Source organism: Flavobacterium sp. (genome assembly GCF_036782315.1).
Taxonomy (GTDB): domain Bacteria; phylum Bacteroidota; class Bacteroidia; order Flavobacteriales; family Flavobacteriaceae; genus Flavobacterium.
Genome location: NZ_DAIPZK010000007.1, coordinates 18,854 through 38,191, shown reverse-complemented (window position 1 = coordinate 38,191; position 19,338 = coordinate 18,854). Strand labels below are relative to the sequence as shown.

The following is a 19,338-nucleotide window of genomic DNA, read 5'->3' as shown; positions in this document are numbered from 1 at the left end:
AAATACTTCAAAACAATGCCAAGAAAGAAATCTTTTTCCTTAAAAACGTTTTTACATAAAACCTTCAGACGTTTGGAGCGATTTGTTTTTCTTTTAAAATCGTTACTCACACCACGTCAATTTATTTATTTTTCATGTGTTTTAGTGGGAATTTCATCAGCATTAGCAGTAATTATTCTAAAAACATTTGCGCATTGGGTTTTTAAATCAGCTCAAAAGTTAGATGATATTTTTCATCTTCCTTACAGTAATAGTACTTTACCTATTATAGGAATTTTAATTACCGTAATCGTTATAAAAAAGGTTTTAGATGGTTCTATAGAAAAGGGAACTGCCCAAATTATGTATGCCGTTGCTAAAAAACGCGGTATTATGTCAAGAAAACAAATGTATGCCCAAATTGTCACAAGTTCGTTTACAGTAGGTATGGGTGGAAGCGCCGGTTTAGAGTCGCCAATTACCATTACTGGAGCCGCTTTTGGTAGTAATTATGCACAAAATTATCGTTTAAGTTATAAAGACCGAACGCTATTATTAGCTTGTGGTGTCGCTGCTGGAATTGGTGCTGCTTTTAACGCACCAATTGCTGGAGTTTTATTTGCTATCGAGGTAGTTTTAGCGGAAATTAGTATAACGGCGTTTATTCCTATCATGATTAGTGCAGCAACAGGAGCTTTAGTTTCAACCGTAATGTTAAATGAAGATATTTTGTTTTCGTTCAAAAAAGTACAATTTTTCGATTATCACAATTTGCCTTATTACATTTTACTTGGCGTTTTATGTGGTTTGGTTTCTATAAACTACGCACGAACTTTTAGAAAAATTGAACATTATTTTGCTCATTTGAAATTTAATACAATTAATAAAGCCCTTTTCGGAGCAGGAATTTTAGGGATTTTGATTTTCTTGTTTCCATCGCTATTTGGTGAAGGATATGAAAGCATTAAACTTTTAGCCGACAGTAATCCTGAACGATTAGTTCAAAATACCGTTTTTGAGCGTTTTGAAAATTCTAAGTGGATTTTGTTGTTGTTTGTTGGCGCTACCATGTTGATTAAAGTTTATGCTACAAGTTTAACACTAGGTGCTGGTGGAAATGGCGGAAATTTTGCACCTTCACTTTTCGTTGGTTCGTATTTAGGATTTTGTGTGGCTTATTTCTTCAATATCATTGGTTTTGCCAAATTGCCTATTGGAAATTTCACGCTTGTAGGAATGGCTGGAATTTTAAGTGGCTTATTTCATGCACCCTTAACTGCAATTTTCCTTATTGCCGAAATTACGGGTGGTTATAATTTAATGGTTCCGTTAATGATTGTTTCTTCGGTAAGTTTTGCGATTTCTAAACGTTTCGAGCCGTATTCATTTGATATTAAAAATTTAGCAGATAAAGGCGAAGTTTTTACAGATAATCGTGATGCTAATATTTTGAATTCTATTGATGTTGCTAAATTAATTCAAACCGATTTTAAAGCAATTTCGGTTAGTGATAATTTAAATGAATTAGTAGAGAAAATCCAACAATCGGATGCTGATATTTTTCCTGTTTTGGATGAAAAAAATAGGTTGTTAGGTTTGATTTTATTAGATGAAATCCGCCCAATTGTTTTCTCACAATTCAAAGTAAAATATACTTCTACAAATGAAGTTATGCAACCACCAAAAGAAATTATTTTCTATGACGAAACCTTAGAAACCATTATGGAAAAATTTGATGCTTCAGGTTGTAAAGTGTTACCCGTTTTAAAAGATGGCATCTTCCTCGGATTCATTTACAAACAACTTATCTTAGAAAAATACAGAATGCGATTGAAATCGATGATTATTGAGTAAATCAAGTTCAACTTCAAGTACAACCTCAAAATTCAACTTATTTTTTTTTGGAACACAGATTTTAGAAATTGGCGAAATCATTAAAAATCTTTCATCTAAAATCTAATTTCTATTGTCTAATATCTAAATATCGGATAAAATATTTTTTTTATCTATACGATATTAGTAACTTTGTGGTGAGAATAAATAAATTATGTGGAATATTGATTTATCATATCGCGAAGAATTTCAATCAACATTCGATAGATTGTATGATAAATTGGCTGTGCTCAATCAAAATAGACCACTTCCTAATGCCGCTATTTCAAAAATCAAAGAATCACTTTCCATTGAATGGACGTATAATTCTAACAGTATTGAAGGAAATACACTTTCACTCAGAGAAACACAAATGGTGCTTCAAGATGGAATTACGGTCAAAGGAAAATCATTGCGAGAACATTTTGAAGCAAAAAATCACGAGCATGCGATTAATTATTTATATCAAATTATCAATGATGATTATGTGTTAAGAAGTATTGATATTTTATCGCTACATGGCTTGGTGTTGCGCACCATTGAAGATGATTTTGCAGGAAGAATTAGAAATGCTGGCGTTCGAATCACTGGAGCAAATTTTGTTCCACCAAATGCAAATAAAGTTTCAGATTTGTTAGATGAATTAATTCAATTTGTAAATGAAAATCCATTGCAATTGAATGATATTGAGTTGGCTACTATTTTTCATCACAAACTCGTTTGGATTCATCCTTTTTTTGATGGAAATGGAAGAACTGTTCGTTTAGCTATGAATTTATTGCTCATACGAAGAGATTTTCCACCGGCAATCATCTTAAAAAATGATAGAAAGAAATATTATGATGCATTAAATCAGGCAAATAATGGTAACTATCAAAAGTTAACATTGTTAATGTGTCAAGCTTTGGAAAGAACCGTAAATATTTATTTAACTTCTATTCCAAGTGAAAACGATGAAGACTATCAATCCATTGCAAATATAGTTAGTGAACCAAATACGCCTTACAGTCAAGAATACGTGAGTTTGTTGGCGCGTCAAGGTAAAATTGATGCTTATAAAGAAGGAAGAAATTGGGTCACCACTAAAAAAGCCATTAACGATTACATTTCAAATAGACAGAGAAAGCGTTTACTTTAGCGCTTTCTTTTTTTAATTTCTTCACACTTGTCTACTACAAAAATTGGTTAAAATTGAATATCTTTGCGTTTTGCCAAAAAATATGCAACACACAGAAGAAACTATCGAAATTATTGGAGCAAGAGCTCATAATCTTAAGAACATAGATGTTACCATACCACGTGAAAAACTGGTGGTTATTACAGGTTTATCGGGTTCAGGGAAATCCTCATTGGCTTTTGATACGATTTATGCCGAAGGACAACGAAGATACATCGAAACTTTTTCGGCTTATGCACGTCAATTTCTTGGTGGATTAGAACGTCCCGATGTAGATAAAATAGACGGACTTTCACCTGTGATTGCTATTGAGCAAAAAACTACCAGTAAATCACCACGTTCTACTGTGGGAACGATTACCGAAATTTATGATTTCTTACGTCTGTTGTATGCTCGTGGAGCCGATGCTTACAGTTACAATACGGGCGAAAAGATGGTTTCGTATTCGGATGAACAAATCAAGCAATTAATTTTAGAGGATTTCAATGGAAAACGCATCAATATTTTAGCACCGGTTGTTCGTTCTCGTAAAGGACATTATCGCGAATTATTTGAGCAAATTGCCAAACAAGGCTTCTTAAAAGTTCGTGTAAATGGCGAAATTCGTGATTTAGAATACGGTATGAAAGTCGATCGTTATAAAACGCATGACATTGAAATCGTAATCGATAGAATGGCAATTGATACTGAAGAAGATACTGACAAACGCCTTTCAGAAAGCATAAAAACAGCCATGTATCATGGTGAAGACGTAATGATGGTCATCGAACAAGAAAGTCATGAAGTACGTTTTTATAGCCGTAATTTAATGTGTCCGTCTTCTGGAATTTCGTATCCAAATCCAGAACCCAATAACTTTTCATTCAACTCTCCAAAAGGCGCTTGTTCGTGTTGTAACGGATTAGGAACTGTAAATGAAATCAATCTTCAAAAAATTATCCCAAATCCAAAAGCTTCCATAAAAAATGGTGGTTTTGCACCTTTGGGAGAATACAAAAGTTCGTGGATTTTCAAACAATTGGAAATTATCGCTCAAAAATATAATTTCAAAATAACCGATGCCATTGAAGATATTCCGCAGGAAGCAATGGATATGATTTTGTATGGTGGAAACGAGAAATTCTCGGTCGTTTCAAAGGTTATGGGAATTACGAAAGATTATAAAATCGATTTTGAGGGAATTTCTAACTTCATTAAAAATCAATACGATAATTCCGATTCAGCAAGTATCAAACGTTGGGCAAAAGAATTTATGGATGAAAATGATTGTCCAGAATGCGAAGGAACGCGTTTGAGAAAAGAATCGTTGTATTTCAAACTAAACGGAAAAAATATTGGCGAATTAGTTCAAATGGACATAGCCGAATTGTCCGAATGGTTTGCCGATTTACCAAATCACCTTTCTGAAAAACAACAAGTTATTTCAACTGAAATTTTAAAAGAAATTACGGCTCGATTACAGTTTTTGTTGGATGTTGGTTTGAACTATTTATCCTTAAACCGAAGTTCAAAATCGCTATCTGGTGGTGAAGCGCAACGTATTCGATTGGCAACGCAAATTGGTTCGCAATTGGTTGGTGTTTTATATATTTTAGATGAACCAAGTATAGGTTTGCATCAAAGAGACAATGAGCGTTTGATTAAATCGTTAGAAAGTTTGCGCGATATCGGAAACTCAGTAATCGTGGTTGAACACGACAAAGACATGATTGAACGTGCTGATTATGTTATTGATATTGGTCCAAAAGCAGGTCGTTTTGGTGGACAAATCATCAGTAAAGGAACACCAAAAGAATTGCTAAAAGAAAATACGATTACGGCTCAGTACATGAGTGGTAAAATGCAAATTGAAGTACCAAAAACACGTAGAGAAGGCAACGGAAAATCCATCAAATTGTCAGGTGCTACGGGAAATAACTTGAAAAATGTTTCGATTGAAATTCCTTTAGGAAAATTGGTTTGTGTAACGGGTGTTTCAGGAAGTGGAAAATCGACTTTGATTAATGAAACCTTGTATCCAATATTAAATGCTCATTTTTTCAATGCTGTTAAAAAACCACAACCATACAAGAAAATCGAAGGTTTAGAACATATCGACAAAGTAATTGACATCGACCAAAGTCCGATTGGAAGAACACCGCGCTCTAATCCAGCGACATATACTGATGTTTTTTCGGAAATCAGAAGTTTGTTTACCCAAGTTCCAGAAGCGATGATTCGAGGTTATAAACCAGGAAGATTTAGTTTTAACGTTTCGGGAGGAAGATGTGAAACCTGTGAAGGTTCAGGAGTTCGAACGATAGAAATGAGCTTTCTACCAGATGTTTACGTGGAATGCGAAACTTGTCAAGGGAAGCGATTTAACCGAGAAACATTGGAAATTCGTTACAAAGGAAAATCAATCTCTGATGTTTTGAATATGACCGTAGATGAAGCAGTAGATTTCTTCGAAAATATTCCAAAAATCTACCGAAAAATTAAGACGATTCAAGATGTTGGATTGGGTTATATTACATTAGGCCAACAAAGTACCACACTTTCAGGCGGTGAAGCACAACGAATAAAATTAGCTACCGAACTATCTAAAAAAGATACTGGAAATACGTTTTATATTCTAGACGAACCAACAACAGGTTTACATTTTGAAGATATTCGAGTTCTTATGGATGTCATCAATAAGTTGGTTGATAAAGGAAATACGGTGTTAATTATCGAACATAATTTAGATGTTGTTAAATTATCGGATTACATTATCGACATTGGTTATGAAGGTGGAAAAGGTGGCGGAGAAGTTGTAGCAATAGGAACTCCTGAAGAAATTATAAAAAATAAAAAAAGCTATACAGCGCAGTTTTTGAAAAAAGAATTATCTTAGCACCCTAATTACTACACACAACAACACTGCTAAAACTTTATTAATTAATCGTAATAGTTTGTTTACAAACAAATTAACTAAAATTATTATGGCAGCAGATCAGTACGAAAACGAAGATCACAGAATTCAAGAGAAATTCAAGCAAAAAACTTGGAATGAAATAAGAACCAATGATTCATGGGCAATTTTTAAAATCATGTCTGAATTCGTAAATGGTTACGAATCAATGGGAAGAATTGGTCCTTGTGTATCTATTTTTGGTTCAGCTAGAACAAAACCAGAAGACAAATATTATTTATTAGCTGAAAAAATTGCTTATAAAATCAGTAAAGCAGGTTACGGAGTAATTACGGGTGGTGGTCCTGGTATCATGGAAGCCGGAAACAAAGGAGCTCATTACGGAGGAGGAACTTCTGTAGGTTTAAATATCGAATTGCCTTTTGAGCAACACTTTAATCCGTATATTGACAAAGATAAAAACTTAAATTTTGATTACTTCTTCGTGCGTAAAGTAATGTTTGTAAAATATTCACAAGGTTTCGTAGTAATGCCAGGAGGTTTTGGAACGTTAGACGAATTATTCGAAGCGGTTACTTTAATTCAAACAAAGAAAATTGGTAAATTCCCAATTATTCTTGTGGGAACCGAATTTTGGTCAGGTTTATTAGATTGGATTAAAACAGTTATGATTGACAAAATGAAAAATGCCAGTCCAGAAGATATGAACTTAATTAAAGTTGTAGATACAGAAGATGAGGTATTAGAAGCATTAGATAACTTCTACAAAAAATACAATTTATCACCTAACTTCTAAAAAAGCAAAAGTCCTTCAAACAGAAGGACTTTTTTATTTTGAAATGAAATCTTTAATTTTATTTATTACATTTTCATCCCCCAGAATTTTACGATGGCCTAAACCTTCTGTAATCACAAGTTCTGAATTTTGTAAATGTTCATGAATATGAAACGCCGCTTTAACTGAAACATCATCATCTTCTTTATCGTGCATAATTAAAACAGGAATTTTAATTGTTTTAGCTGCTTTGTAGGCTGAATAATCATCCATTTTTCCAGTAAATCGTTTTTCAAAATGATCTCTTAATTTGATTCCATATTCAGGTTTTAATTGTAATTTTTGTATAAAATCATCAATTATATCCTGAATAATATCACCAGCTCCAATGGTTACTGCTTTCTTAACCTGAAGATTTTGTTTAATCGCATTTAAAACAGACATGCCTCCAAGAGAATGTCCAATAGCATATTCAAATGAACCATATTGTTTTTCCAATTCTAAAATGGAAGCAATAAATTCGGTCATAATTGAATAATTCCCTTTTGATTTTCCGTGAGCGGGTGCATCAAAACTAATAGTCATATAACCCATTTTAAGTAATTCATCTGCAATTTTAACCAATTGGGTTCCTCTACCAGACCAACCATGAACTAAAAGTATTTTTTTATTACTTTTCCCATATTCATATATCACAATTTCTTTATTTATAGCTGGAACTATAATACTTTTTTGAACACTTTCGCGTTCCATATGTAATTCACGTTTTGGTAATTTATGACGGATAGGAGTAGTAAAAAGTTTGGCAGCAAATTTGGTTGTCAAATTTGGAGATATAGCTTGTAAAAATTTAGCAGTAAACAAAATAGGCTTAGGAATTTCGATAACTTGCGATTGTTTTTGTTTCTTTTTAGGCATGTTGTAAAATTTTATGCAAGTTACAACTTATATAAAGTTAGAATCAAAAGGAGATTATAAAAAATAGTTAAAAAAGCCATTAAAGTGGGATTTTTATAACACAGAAAAAATTAAAAAGGTGTAAATTTGTAAAAAAATAATTACCATGAATTTAAAATTTAAAATTATTGTTCTTTTTGCTTTAGTACTTGCAGTTTCTTGTGCTAAAAATCCGTTTACAGGAAAAAGCACTATGGCTTTAGTTCCTAACAGTCAAATTTTTCCAATGGCATTTCAACAATATAATCAGTTTTTATCTGAAAATAAGGTAATTACTGGTACTACTGATGCTAAAAGAATTGAAACAATAGGAATGAAAATAAAAACGGCATCAGAAAGATGGTTAACAGCAAATAACCAGGCCGATTATTTAAAAGATTATGCTTGGGAATATAAATTAGTTGATAGTAAAGAAGTGAATGCATGGTGTATGCCAGGTGGAAAAATTGTTTTCTACACGGGTATATTACCTATTTGCAAAGACGATGCAGGAATTGCCGCTGTAATGGGACATGAAGTTGCTCACGCATTGGCAAATCATGGGCAACAACGTATGAGTGCGGGTTTACTACAACAATTAGGCGCAGTAGGTACTCAAGTTGCAGTTGGAAATAAAGATCCTCAAACCCAAGCTCTTGTTATGCAAGCGTATGGTATTGGTTCGCAAGTAGGAGGAATGTTACCTTTTAGTCGCGCTCATGAAAGTGAAGCAGATATGATAGGCTTAACTTTAATGGCCATTGCGGGTTATGATCCTATTAATGCAGTTAAAGTTTGGGAACGTATGTCTGCAAATTCAGGAGGACAAGCACCACCCGAAATCTTAAGTACACATCCAAGTAATGAAACACGTATTAAAGAATTAACTGCTTTGATTCCGCAAGCCAAAGCAGAAGCTGCTAAGTTTGGTGTTACTTTTAAATAATTAAAAAATTACTACTATATTTGAATCCCGACTATGTCGGGATTTTTATTTAATATGACTTTTATGCAACAACTTCAAAAAGGAGATTCAAAACTTTTAAATGCTTGGGCTTTCTATGATTGGGCAAATTCAGTTTATGCATTGGTAATTTCATCTACAATTTTTCCTTTGTATTACGGAGCTTTATTTCGTCAAAAAAATATTGAAGAAATTGTTTTATTTGGATTTTCTATTCGAAGTGAAGCTTTAATAAGTTATGTTACCGCTTTAGGATTTTTAATCATTGCTTTTATTTCGCCTTTATTATCAGGAATTGCTGATTACATGGGAAATAAAAAGTTTTTCCTGAAACTTTTCTGCTATGTTGGTGCTGTTTCTTGTATGTCGTTATATTTTTTCTCATTAGACACTGTTGTTTTAAGTTTAGTTTCTTACTTACTCGCATTGATTGGTTTTTGGGGAAGTTTAGTATTCTACAATTCTTATTTACCCGATATTGCTCACAAAGAACAACAAGATAAAATCAGTGCAAAAGGATTTAGTTTGGGATATGTGGGAAGTGTTGTTTTGCTTCTGATTTGTTTGGCATTGGTAATGTCTGTAGAAGATGAACAAAAACTAGAAATGATGCGCTATTCGTTTTTATTTGTTGGTATTTGGTGGCTGGGATTTAGTCAATATACTTACTATTATTTACCAAACAATAAAAACACGAATAAACTACATCGTAACATTGTTTTTAATGGATTTAAAGAATTACGCAAAGTTTGGTACCAACTCAAAGAGTTGAAACCGTTACGACGTTACTTAGCAGCTTTCTTTGTTTACAGTATGGCAGTACAAACCATCATGATTATTGCGGCTTATTTTGGAGAAAAAGAAGTGCAATGGGGAAGTGATAGCAAACGAACTATGGGTTTAATTGTTAGCATCTTATTAATTCAATTGATTGCCGTTTTTGGGGCTTGGTTAACCTCAAGAGCATCGGCTAAATTTGGTAATATAAAAGTATTGATTTTTATAAATTTCTCTTGGATTCTAATTTGCACTTATGCGTATTTCGTAATTACACCAAATGATTTTTATATTGCTGCAGCCTTTGTAGGATTGGTAATGGGAGGAATTCAATCTTTATCGCGTTCTACTTATTCTAAATTTATTCCAGAAAATACAGTTGATACCACTTCTTTCTTTAGTTTTTATGATGTAGCAGAGAAAATTGGTATTGTAATAGGAATGTTTACTTATGGTTATATCGCCGATGTAACAGGTAAAATCCAAAATGCCATCTTATTTTTAATCTTATTTTTTGTGATAGGATTACTTCTTTTGTTACGAGTTCCTAAAAAGTAAGGTTCTTGGCATACATCTTGAACTATAGTTGTTGAAATTAGTATTTAAAATTATTTTATGATTTGATTATCAATAAAATAACGCTTTTATGCGTAACTTTGAATACTATTTCAAATGAATAATACTGACAAAAAGACCATAAATTATATTATGCCGAATCAAAAAATACTAGCGCTTGACAATTTGTCACTTCAAGAAATGGATCCAGATGCGGAATTGATTCCGTTAATGACGCCTGAAGATGAAGAAGAAATGAATAACGAGGCTTTGCCCGAAGACATTGCCATATTACCTTTACGAAATACCGTTTTATTCCCCGGAGTTGTAATTCCAATTACTGCGGGAAGAGATAAGTCAATTAAATTAATTAATGATGCCAATGCCAAAGGAAAAATTATTGGTGTTGTGGCACAAATTGATGAAAACGTAGAAGAACCAACTCCAAATGACGTGCATCATGTGGGAACAGTGGCGCGAATTATGCGTGTTCTTAAAATGCCTGATGGTAATACAACCGTAATTCTTCAGGGTAAAAAGCGTTTTGAAATTGAAAGTTTTACTCAGGAAGAGCCTTATTTAAGAGCTACAATTAAAGAAGTTGCAGAAGAACGTCCTGATACAAAAGATGTTGAATTTAAAGCGATTGTAGAGTCAATCAAAGAATTGGCTATTCAAATTATCAAGGAAAGTCCAAATATCCCAACCGAAGCTACTTTTGCTATCAAAAACATTGAAAGTAATCCTTTTTTAATCAATTTTGTTTCTTCTAACATGAATCTTTCGGTAGAAGAAAAACAAGCATTACTATCAATTCCTAATTTAAAAGATAGAGCTTTAGAAACGTTGCGTTATATGAATTTAGAGCTTCAAAAATTAGAAGTTCGCAACGATATTCAGTCTAAAGTACGTTTCGACTTAGATCAGCAACAGCGCGAATATTTCTTGCAACAACAAATGAAAACTATTCAAGAAGAATTGGGTGGCGTTTCATATGAAGCAGAAATTGAAGAAATGCGGGCCAAAGGGAAAAAGAAAAAATGGGACGAAAAAACTGCGCAACATTTTGAAAAAGAATTGTCTAAGTTACAACGTACCAACCCCAATTCACCTGATTTTGGTATTCAAAGAAATTACATTGAGTTGTTTTTAGAATTGCCTTGGAATGAATTTACCAAAGATAATTTCGATTTAAAACGTGCTCAAAAAATTCTTGATAGAGACCATTATGGTTTAGAAGATGTTAAAAAGCGAATTATAGAACATTTAGCCGTTTTAAAATTGCGTAACGACATGAAATCGCCAATTCTTTGTTTATATGGACCTCCGGGTGTTGGTAAAACATCTATTGGTAAATCTATCGCGGAAGCATTAGGTAGAGAATATATCAGAATGTCATTAGGTGGTTTGCGAGATGAAGCTGAAATTCGTGGTCACAGAAAAACCTATATTGGAGCGATGCCAGGACGAATTCTTCAAAATATAAAAAAGGCTAAAACGTCAAATCCTGTTTTTGTTTTAGATGAAATTGATAAATTATCAATGAGCCATAATGGTGATCCATCTTCGGCTTTGTTAGAAGTTTTAGATCCAGAACAAAACAAAGAATTCCATGATAATTTCTTGGAATTGGGTTATGATTTGTCAAAAGTAATGTTCATTGCAACATCAAATAGTTTGTCAACGATTCAACCTGCGCTTCGTGATCGTATGGAAATTATCGAAATGACAGGTTATACAATTGAAGAGAAAATCGAAATTGCTAAAACGCACTTGTTACCAAAACAATTAAAAGAACACGGATTAACAGCTAAAGATTTACAAATTGGTAAAAAGCAGTTAGAAAGAATCGTAGTAGGTTACACACGCGAATCAGGTGTTCGTGGTTTAGAAAAGAAAATTGCTCAAATGGTACGTCATGCGGCAAAATCGATTGCTATGGAGGAGCCGTATAATGTTAAAGTTACTGATGCCGATATTTTAGAAGTATTGAAATCGCCACGTATGGAGCGCGATAAATATGAAAATAATGATGTGGCGGGAGTAGTTACAGGTTTAGCATGGACATCTGTTGGTGGTGATATTTTATTTATCGAATCCTTAATTTCAAAAGGAAAAGGAGCAATGACAATGACCGGAAATTTAGGAACGGTCATGAAAGAATCGGTAACGATTGCTTTAGAATATATTCGAGCTAATGCAGAATTTTTAGGCATCAATCCAGAAGTTTTAAATAATTATAACATTCACATTCACGTTCCTGAAGGGGCAACGCCAAAAGATGGACCAAGTGCTGGAATTGCAATGTTAACATCTATGGTGTCTTCTTTCACACAAAAAAGAGTGAAAAAACACATTGCAATGACAGGTGAAATCACACTTCGTGGAAAAGTGTTGCCAGTAGGTGGAATCAAAGAAAAGATTTTAGCTGCGAAAAGAGCCAATATCAAAGAAATCATTTTGTGTAAAGAAAACAAACGTGATATTGAAGAAATTAAAGCGGATTACATCGAAGGATTAACGTTCCATTACGTGGATAGAATGAGTGAAGTTTTAGATATTGCTATTACCAATCAAAAGGTAAAGAATCCTAAAAATCTGGAAGTCAAAAAGTAATTTTTATAAATAAAAAAAGAACTCTCAATAATTAACGTATTGGGAGTTCTTTTTTTGTTTCCTAACCGATATAATTTTATCTTCGCAGTTGCGTTATAAGTAAGATTAACAATAAAAAATGCTAAGAAAACTCGTATTCCTCTTATCCCTACTACTATCGGCTACTTCATTTGGCCAAATAGGAGGTCAGAGCGTATATCAGTTTTTAAACTTAGTACAATCGCCAAGACAAGCCGCTTTGGGAGGAAAAACCGTTACCGTTGTGGATTATGATGTAAACCAAGCGTTTTATAATCCTGCTACAATTAATGAAAAAATGAGCAATCGCTTGTCGGCCAATTATGGTAGTTATTACGGTGAAGTATCTTATGGAACGGCGGCTTATGCTTACACTTACGACCGACATCTACAAACCTTTCATGCTGGAATTAGTTATATCAACTACGGAACTTTTGAAGGAAGAGACGAATTAGGAAATCTAACGTCTGATTTTACAGGAAGTGAAGCTGCTTTATCTTTTGGATATGCTTATAATATTCCTTGGACAGATATGTTTGTGGGTGCTAATGCAAAATTAATTTCTTCTACTTTAGAAAGTTATAATTCTTGGGGTGCTGCGGTTGATTTAGGTTTTTTGTATGTGGATTATGACAATGATATTAATTATGGTTTAACGGTTCGAAATTTAGGATTCCAAATTAAGCCGTATGAAAATACGAATGAAAAATTACCCTTAGCTATTGATGCTGGAATTTCTCAATTGATGGAAAATGTACCCATTCGTTGGCATTTAACGTTAGAAAATTTACAGCAATGGAATATCGCTTTTTCTAATCCCAATAGAGCAGAAGGAAGTTTAGATGGCGGTTCTAAAGAAGAAAAGGTATCGTTTTTCAATAACGCTTTGCGTCACGTAATTGTAGGAGCCGAATTATTTCCAGAAAAAGGTTTTAATGTACGTTTAGGATATAATTTTAGACGTGGTGAAGAATTAAGAATTGTTGACAAACGTAATTTCTCTGGAATTTCAGTTGGTTTTGGAATTCGATTCGGAAAAATTAAATTTGATTATTCGTATTCGAGATATACTATCGCTGCCAACACGAGTTTGTTTGGTTTGATGATCGATTTGAATTAAAGAAGAGTAAAGAGCAAGAACAAAGAAATGAAAAAAATTACCATAGCAATAGACGGTTTTTCGTCAACTGGAAAAAGTACATTAGCAAAGCAATTGGCTGCAGCATTAGGTTACGTATATGTAGATACAGGAGCAATGTATCGTGCGGTGGCTTATTATGCGATGCAACACAATTTAGTTTCTGAAACCCATTTAGATGCAGCGGGATTAGTAGCTCAATTACCTAATATCAATTTGCGTTTTCAATTCAATCCTACTTTAGGATTTGCCGAAATGTATTTGAATAACGAAAACATCGAAACACAAATCAGAACGATTGAAGTTTCGCGTATGGTGAGTAAAGTAGCCGAAATTTCAGAAGTGCGTGCTAAATTAGTCGAGCAACAACAAACTATGGGCAAAGACAAAGGCATTGTGATGGATGGAAGAGATATCGGAACCGTAGTTTTCCCTGATGCCGAGTTGAAATTATTCATGACAGCAAGTTCGAAAACCAGAGCCCAACGCAGATTTGACGAATTAGTTGAAAAAGGACAACACATTACTTTTGAAGAAGTGCTTCAAAACGTAGAAGAGCGCGATTACATTGATACACACAGAGAAGATTCGCCACTTGTTAAAGCAGCCGACGCTATCGAAGTAGATAACTCAAGTCTTACCAAAAAAGAACAATTTGAATTGGTTTTGAATTTGGTTAAGGATAAACTTTAATTTTTCCCCTGTTTCGCTTTCTCCTTCGCTTGTTTCTTAAAATAACCTCTAAACAAGAAATTGTGTTTCAAAGCTTCTAAATCTTCGTTTAGTTTTATGCTCGCTTTGTTGATATTAGTAATTGTGGAATCAATTTGCTTTACCAATTTTGGATCATTCGAAAGATAATTTATTGCACCTTTTCCTTCTTTTACATTGGTAATGGTCGTATTTAAATTGGTAACTACTTTATTAATTTCGACACTCGATTTTTCTAAGTTCACAATAATTTTTTTCATTCTATTCGCCACAACCGTATCGTTTAAAGTACCAATAACATTGTCTTTTCGGTTTAATTCATTTATTAGTTTATTCAAATTAGCCACTGATTCAGAAGTTCCTTTTGAAGTTTGTCTCAAATAACTCATAGTTGCTTTTAAATCTTGTGCCATAAGTGTATCTCTTATCAAAAGTCCAACCGTTCCTTTTCCTTGCGTGATTTCTTGTGTAATTTTCAATAAATCTGCGGTTAGCATGGCGGCATTTTCATTGGTAACATTCAGCGTTTCTAACATCGCATCAGTTCCAATGCGACTATAGGATTGAATCGTATCGCCATTTTTTACTTTTGGAGCAGCTCCTTTTCCTGGAATAATATTGATAATCATATTGCCCACCAAACCATCCGAACTTATCGTAGCAATTGCATTTGTTTTAATGTGTTCCATAATTTTGTTATCAATAATCATATGAACGCTAATAGTAGTATCGTTAATCATTTCGATTTCTTTCACCGTACCAATGTCAATTCCTGCATAACGAACATTATTTCCAGGTTGCAATCCATTTACATTAACAAAAACAGCTTTTAAATGCGACGTATTGCCAAACATATTTTGCTTGTTTCCAATAAAATAAATCGCGGCTAAGAATACCAATGTTCCAATGATAACAAAGATTCCGAGTTGTATTTTTTGTGAATTTGATTTTTCCATTACTAAAACTATTTAAAAAATGCTTGCACTTTTGGATCTGTTGAACTGGCTAACTCATCAAAAGTTCCTTCTATATAATTGATACCATCTATCAATAAAATCATACGATTGGCGATTACTTTGGCACAATCCACATCATGAGTAATGATAATTGAAGACGTGTTGTATTGTTTTTGTATCGAATTCATCAAAAGTACAATTTCTTTTGATGTAATGGGGTCTAAACCGGTTGTGGGTTCGTCGTATAAGATAATTTTGGGTTTTAAAATTAAGGTTCTGGCTAAAGCAATTCGGCGTTTCATACCGCCCGAAAGTTCATTCGGCATCAAATCAATTGCATGTGCTAAACCAACACTTTCTAAGGCTTCCATCACCAAAGGAGTTGTATCTTCTATTACACCAAACTTTTTCGTGTGACGACGCAATGGAAACTCTAAATTCTCACGAACCGACATCGAATCATACAAAGCACTTCCTTGAAATAAAAATCCGATTTCGGTGCGCAATTCGTCTAAATCTTCTTGTTCGAGTTTGTTGATTTCCTGATTCATAACTAAAATCGAACCGCTATCAGGCTGTTCTAAGCCAATCACACATTTAATCATCACCGATTTTCCCGAACCTGATTTTCCCATCACCACTAGATTTTCTCCTTCAAAGAGTTCCAAATCGAATCCATTCAAAACCACATTGCTCCCAAATTGTTTGTGCAAATCTTTAATCGTGATAATCGCATTTTTCGTTGGAGTTGTCATGGCTATAAATCGTAAAAAATGTTCGTTACAAAAACCGCTACAAAGTCAATAATAAAAAGCAACATCGAAGTATAAACTACCGCTGCATTTGCTGCCTTTCCTACGCCAGCCGTACCTTTTTTACAGTTGTAGCCTTTGTAGCAACCCACTAAACCAATCGCAAACCCAAAAAAGAAGGTTTTGATGGTAGCCGGTACAATATCGCTGTATTCCAAAATATTAAAAACCTGATTAAAATATAAGGTAAACGACACATTTCCTTTAATGTTTTCCACTAAAAACGAACCGTAAATGGCAATGAAATCGCCCACTATTACAAGTAACGGCAACATTAAAGTAGTCGCTAAAATTCGCGTAATGACTAAATATTTGAAGGGATTGGTTCCCGAAACTTCCATAGCATCAATTTGTTCGGTTACTTTCATAGAACCTAATTCGGCACCAATTCCTGAGCCAATTCTTCCGGCGCAAATTAAAGCGGTGATAATAGGACCAATTTCACGAATAATAGAAACACTCACCATAGACGCCATCCAAGAAACAGCACCAAATTCCTGCAACGTAGGTCGCGATTGCAAGGTAAATACCAAACCAATGATAAAACCCGTAACGCTTACCAACAATAAAGAGCGATTTCCAATATAAAAACACTGACGTAACAATTCTTTGAATTCGTATGGCGGTTTCCAAAATTCCTTGAAAAAACGCCCTGCAAAGTAGGAGAGTTCGCCCACTTCGATGAGGAAGTTTTGTAAAGCTTCAGTAAGATTGTCGAAATATTTTTTCATGAAGCATCTTAATTACAACCAAATATAGTGATTTTTAGTTAGATAAAACATGATATTTGTAAGAGTTGTAGTAAAAAATAGGAGTTGTGGTGGAGTTAGATTTTTGTTTGTTTTACTTTTTGGGCAAGGAATGGAAATCTTCGCTATCGGGTTAAAACTTATTACTAAATTCTTTTTTCCATTTGTTTTTTGGTTCTAAATATTTAGTCGTTAAAGAATCAGGTATAAATAAAAAAGAATGAATAATTCTTATTATTAAACCAAGACATATTAATAATATAAAATTATTTGAATGGGAAAAAATTTCATCTTCAAAATGAAGCATAATATTAAATAGTGAAAACATTATGTAGCCCAAAAAAATAATATTTATTACAATCCAATATCTTGGTTCTGTATGTAAAATTTGTCCAGTTTCTGATATTCTACCTACAACAGAAATATGACCTTTATGTTTTATTTCTAAAGCAAAATATTTTGATGAATCTAAGTATTCTATATCTATATTTATTTTATTTTTTTTTGGATAAAATTTTACCATTTTAGTTTCTTCTAATGTTCTAACAGATAAAATCTCTTTATTTGTGGTTATTATGAGATTTTTTATTTCAGATTTAGATAAAGTTTTTCTTCCGTTGTTGTAAAATAGAACTCTTGTTATATAAACATCTTGTTCGTGAACCCAATCTCCAAGTTCTTTAATGTTTTCACATATTGTTTCTGTTGAATAAACTAATCGATAAAAAGTTTTGAAGTATAAAAATAGAGATATTATTATTCCAATTAATAAGGCAAATATTGTTAATGCATTACTATTGCCTCCAACTAATTCAATTAAAAAGTTAATATCTTCAATCATAAACCATTCGTTTTCTAAAATATATGATATAAACGGGAATTATCAAATATAATAATTTTTCTTACAAACCCTTTCCAAGTTTTCAACAAAAAAATCCGATCTGCTTTCACAAATCGGATTTAATCTATTTTCTTTGTTCTAAAGACTACAAGTGAATTACCTCACCATAAGCATCAGCAACCGCTTCCATAACCGCTTCACTCATGGTTGGGTGAGGGTGAACTGCTTTCAAGATTTCGTGTCCTGTAGTTTCTAATTTACGGGCTACAACTGCTTCTGCAATCATATCAGTAACACCAGCACCAATCATGTGGCAACCTAACCATTCACCGTATTTCGCATCAAAAATTACTTTTACAAATCCGTCTGGAGTTCCAGCAGCTTTTGCTTTTCCTGAAGCTGAGAATGGGAATTTACCCACTTTGATTTCGTATCCTTTTTCTTTCGCTTGTTTTTCAGTCATACCCACAGAAGCAATTTCTGGAGTCGCATACGTACAACCTGGAATGTTTCCGTAATCTAATGGCTCAACGTGTAAACCTGCAATTTTCTCCACACATAAAATACCTTCAGCAGAAGCAACGTGCGCTAAAGCTTGTCCTGGCGTTACATCACCAATAGCGTAGTAACCTGGAACGTTTGTTTGGTAATACGCGTTAACTAAGATTTTATCTCTATCGGTAGCAATACCCGTTTCTTCTAATCCGATGTTTTCGATGTTGGTTTTAATTCCAACCGCTGATAATAAGATATCCGCTTCTAAAACTTCTTCTCCTTTTGCAGTTTTAACGAATGCTTTTACGCCGTTTCCAGAAGTATCAATTCTTTCCACAGAAGAATTTGTCATTACGTTGATTCCTGCTTTTTTCAACGAACGCTCAAATTGTTTTGAGATGTCTTCGTCTTCTACTGGAACTACGTTTGGCATGAATTCAACAATCGTAACTTCAGTTCCCATTGCGTTATAGAAATGAGCAAACTCAACTCCAATCGCACCAGAACCAACAACAATCATTTTCTTTGGTTGCTCAGGTAATGTCATTGCTTGACGGTATCCGATTACTTTTTTACCATCTTGTGGTAAGTTTGGTAATTCGCGAGAACGCGCTCCTGTTGCAATGATGATATGATCTGCTGAATATTCAGTAACTTTTCCGTCAGCAGCAGTAACGTCAACTTTTTTACCTGGTTTTACTTTTCCAAAACCATCAATAACGTCGATTTTATTTTTCTTCATTAAGAATTGAACTCCTTTGCTCATTCCTTCTGCAACCGAACGCGAACGTGCAATTACAGCATTGAAGTCTTTATCAAATTCCTTAACGGTTAATCCGTAATCTGAAGCATGTTTTAGGTAATCAAAAACTTGAGCTGATTTTAATAATGCTTTCGTTGGAATACAACCCCAATTCAAACAAATTCCACCCAAATTTTCTTTTTCGATAACGGCTACTTTGAAGCCTAATTGTGATGCTCTAATAGCAGTTACATAACCACCAGGACCACTTCCTAAAACTATGATATCGTATTTCATTTTTTATAAAGTATTTCAGTTTTATTTATAAGTTG

General features: G+C 33.6%; 15 protein-coding genes. 9 read left to right on the top strand and 6 right to left on the bottom strand.

The genetic code is table 11. The annotated features are described in order from the left end of the window. Positions 1-15: 15 nt before the first annotated feature. The 4 genes from V7P59_RS07455 to V7P59_RS07440 all read left to right on the top strand — a co-directional run bounded on the left by V7P59_RS07455 (position 16) and on the right by V7P59_RS07440 (position 6,717). Positions 16-1,833 carry a chloride channel protein gene (locus tag V7P59_RS07455; protein ID WP_333809530.1) on the top strand — a complete coding sequence of 606 codons (1,818 nt, stop codon included), beginning with the start codon at positions 16-18 and terminating at the stop codon, positions 1,831-1,833. Between the two features lie 193 nt (positions 1,834-2,026). Then, positions 2,027-2,989 (top strand): Fic family protein, encoded by a 963-nt coding sequence (locus V7P59_RS07450; protein WP_333809529.1) that lies wholly within the window; start codon positions 2,027-2,029, stop codon positions 2,987-2,989. 82 nt (positions 2,990-3,071) lie between these two features. Beyond that, on the top strand, positions 3,072-5,903 hold the full coding sequence (gene uvrA / locus V7P59_RS07445) for an excinuclease ABC subunit UvrA (RefSeq protein WP_333809528.1): 2,832 nt from the start codon (positions 3,072-3,074) through the stop codon (positions 5,901-5,903). An 88-nt stretch (positions 5,904-5,991) separates the two neighbouring features. Continuing rightward, entirely contained in the window at positions 5,992-6,717 is a 726-nt protein-coding gene (locus V7P59_RS07440; protein ID WP_333809527.1) for a TIGR00730 family Rossman fold protein, read from the top strand. Between the two features lie 33 nt (positions 6,718-6,750). Here V7P59_RS07440 and V7P59_RS07435 read toward each other — a convergent pair whose 3' ends face one another. Next, positions 6,751-7,614, bottom strand: a complete 864-nt coding sequence (locus V7P59_RS07435) for an alpha/beta fold hydrolase (protein ID WP_333809526.1) — start codon at positions 7,612-7,614, stop codon at positions 6,751-6,753. Between the two features lie 145 nt (positions 7,615-7,759). On the opposite strand from V7P59_RS07435, the gene V7P59_RS07430 reads away from it, so the two are divergent. The 5 genes from V7P59_RS07430 (at position 7,760) to cmk (ending at position 14,393) form a co-directional block, all read left to right on the top strand. Beyond that, on the top strand, positions 7,760-8,578 hold the full coding sequence (locus tag V7P59_RS07430) for a M48 family metallopeptidase (protein WP_333809525.1): 819 nt from the start codon (positions 7,760-7,762) through the stop codon (positions 8,576-8,578). A 63-nt stretch (positions 8,579-8,641) separates the two neighbouring features. Further along, positions 8,642-9,931: an MFS transporter gene (locus V7P59_RS07425; RefSeq protein ID WP_333809524.1), complete on the top strand. Its 1,290-nt coding sequence runs from the start codon at positions 8,642-8,644 to the stop codon at positions 9,929-9,931. 150 nt (positions 9,932-10,081) lie between these two features. Next, a complete protein-coding gene (gene lon, locus V7P59_RS07420; RefSeq protein ID WP_333809643.1) occupies positions 10,082-12,544 on the top strand; it encodes an endopeptidase La in 2,463 nt (820 codons plus the stop codon). Positions 12,545-12,662: 118 nt separating this feature from the next. Beyond that, positions 12,663-13,682: a type IX secretion system protein PorQ gene (gene porQ, locus V7P59_RS07415; protein WP_333809523.1), complete on the top strand. Its 1,020-nt coding sequence runs from the start codon at positions 12,663-12,665 to the stop codon at positions 13,680-13,682. Between the two features lie 27 nt (positions 13,683-13,709). After that, the gene (cmk, locus tag V7P59_RS07410; RefSeq protein WP_333809522.1) at positions 13,710-14,393 is read left to right on the top strand and encodes a (d)CMP kinase; all 684 of its coding nucleotides are present in this window, start codon (positions 13,710-13,712) and stop codon (positions 14,391-14,393) included. On the opposite strand, the gene V7P59_RS07405 is transcribed toward cmk, so the two are convergent. From V7P59_RS07405 to lpdA, 5 genes are all read right to left on the bottom strand, one after another. Further along, positions 14,390-15,367 carry an MlaD family protein gene (locus V7P59_RS07405; protein ID WP_333809521.1) on the bottom strand — a complete coding sequence of 326 codons (978 nt, stop codon included), beginning with the start codon at positions 15,365-15,367 and terminating at the stop codon, positions 14,390-14,392. The two genes, cmk and V7P59_RS07405, sit on opposite strands and share 4 nt — an antisense overlap. 8 nt (positions 15,368-15,375) lie before the next feature. Beyond that, the gene (locus V7P59_RS07400) at positions 15,376-16,122 is read right to left on the bottom strand and encodes an ABC transporter ATP-binding protein (RefSeq protein ID WP_333809520.1); all 747 of its coding nucleotides are present in this window, start codon (positions 16,120-16,122) and stop codon (positions 15,376-15,378) included. 2 nt (positions 16,123-16,124) lie between these two features. Next, positions 16,125-16,910, bottom strand: a complete 786-nt coding sequence (locus tag V7P59_RS07395) for an MlaE family ABC transporter permease (RefSeq protein WP_073583580.1) — start codon at positions 16,908-16,910, stop codon at positions 16,125-16,127. A gap of 151 nt (positions 16,911-17,061) precedes the next feature. Further along, positions 17,062-17,769 carry a hypothetical protein gene (locus V7P59_RS07390; protein ID WP_333809519.1) on the bottom strand — a complete coding sequence of 236 codons (708 nt, stop codon included), beginning with the start codon at positions 17,767-17,769 and terminating at the stop codon, positions 17,062-17,064. Between the two features lie 145 nt (positions 17,770-17,914). Beyond that, positions 17,915-19,303, bottom strand: coding sequence for a dihydrolipoyl dehydrogenase (lpdA, locus tag V7P59_RS07385; protein ID WP_035692884.1), 1,389 nt, complete (start codon positions 19,301-19,303; stop codon positions 17,915-17,917). Positions 19,304-19,338 lie beyond the last annotated feature (35 nt).

What these genes read in the sequence shown, in the direction of transcription:
- lon (WP_333809643.1), top strand. Translation starts at nt 10,082, where the DNA reads ATGCCGAATCAAAAAATACTAGCGCTTGACAATTTGTCACTTCAAGAA.
- uvrA (WP_333809528.1), top strand. Translation starts at nt 3,072, where the DNA reads ATGCAACACACAGAAGAAACTATCGAAATTATTGGAGCAAGAGCTCAT.
- V7P59_RS07430 (WP_333809525.1), top strand. Translation starts at nt 7,760, where the DNA reads ATGAATTTAAAATTTAAAATTATTGTTCTTTTTGCTTTAGTACTTGCA.
- V7P59_RS07390 (WP_333809519.1), bottom strand. Translation starts at nt 17,769, where the DNA reads ATGATTGAAGATATTAACTTTTTAATTGAATTAGTTGGAGGCAATAGT.
- V7P59_RS07440 (WP_333809527.1), top strand. Translation starts at nt 5,992, where the DNA reads ATGGCAGCAGATCAGTACGAAAACGAAGATCACAGAATTCAAGAGAAA.
- V7P59_RS07435 (WP_333809526.1), bottom strand. Translation starts at nt 7,614, where the DNA reads ATGCCTAAAAAGAAACAAAAACAATCGCAAGTTATCGAAATTCCTAAG.
- V7P59_RS07450 (WP_333809529.1), top strand. Translation starts at nt 2,027, where the DNA reads ATGTGGAATATTGATTTATCATATCGCGAAGAATTTCAATCAACATTC.
- V7P59_RS07425 (WP_333809524.1), top strand. Translation starts at nt 8,642, where the DNA reads ATGCAACAACTTCAAAAAGGAGATTCAAAACTTTTAAATGCTTGGGCT.
- V7P59_RS07455 (WP_333809530.1), top strand. Translation starts at nt 16, where the DNA reads ATGCCAAGAAAGAAATCTTTTTCCTTAAAAACGTTTTTACATAAAACC.
- V7P59_RS07395 (WP_073583580.1), bottom strand. Translation starts at nt 16,910, where the DNA reads ATGAAAAAATATTTCGACAATCTTACTGAAGCTTTACAAAACTTCCTC.
- lpdA (WP_035692884.1), bottom strand. Translation starts at nt 19,303, where the DNA reads ATGAAATACGATATCATAGTTTTAGGAAGTGGTCCTGGTGGTTATGTA.
- porQ (WP_333809523.1), top strand. Translation starts at nt 12,663, where the DNA reads ATGCTAAGAAAACTCGTATTCCTCTTATCCCTACTACTATCGGCTACT.
- V7P59_RS07400 (WP_333809520.1), bottom strand. Translation starts at nt 16,122, where the DNA reads ATGACAACTCCAACGAAAAATGCGATTATCACGATTAAAGATTTGCAC.
- cmk (WP_333809522.1), top strand. Translation starts at nt 13,710, where the DNA reads ATGAAAAAAATTACCATAGCAATAGACGGTTTTTCGTCAACTGGAAAA.
- V7P59_RS07405 (WP_333809521.1), bottom strand. Translation starts at nt 15,367, where the DNA reads ATGGAAAAATCAAATTCACAAAAAATACAACTCGGAATCTTTGTTATC.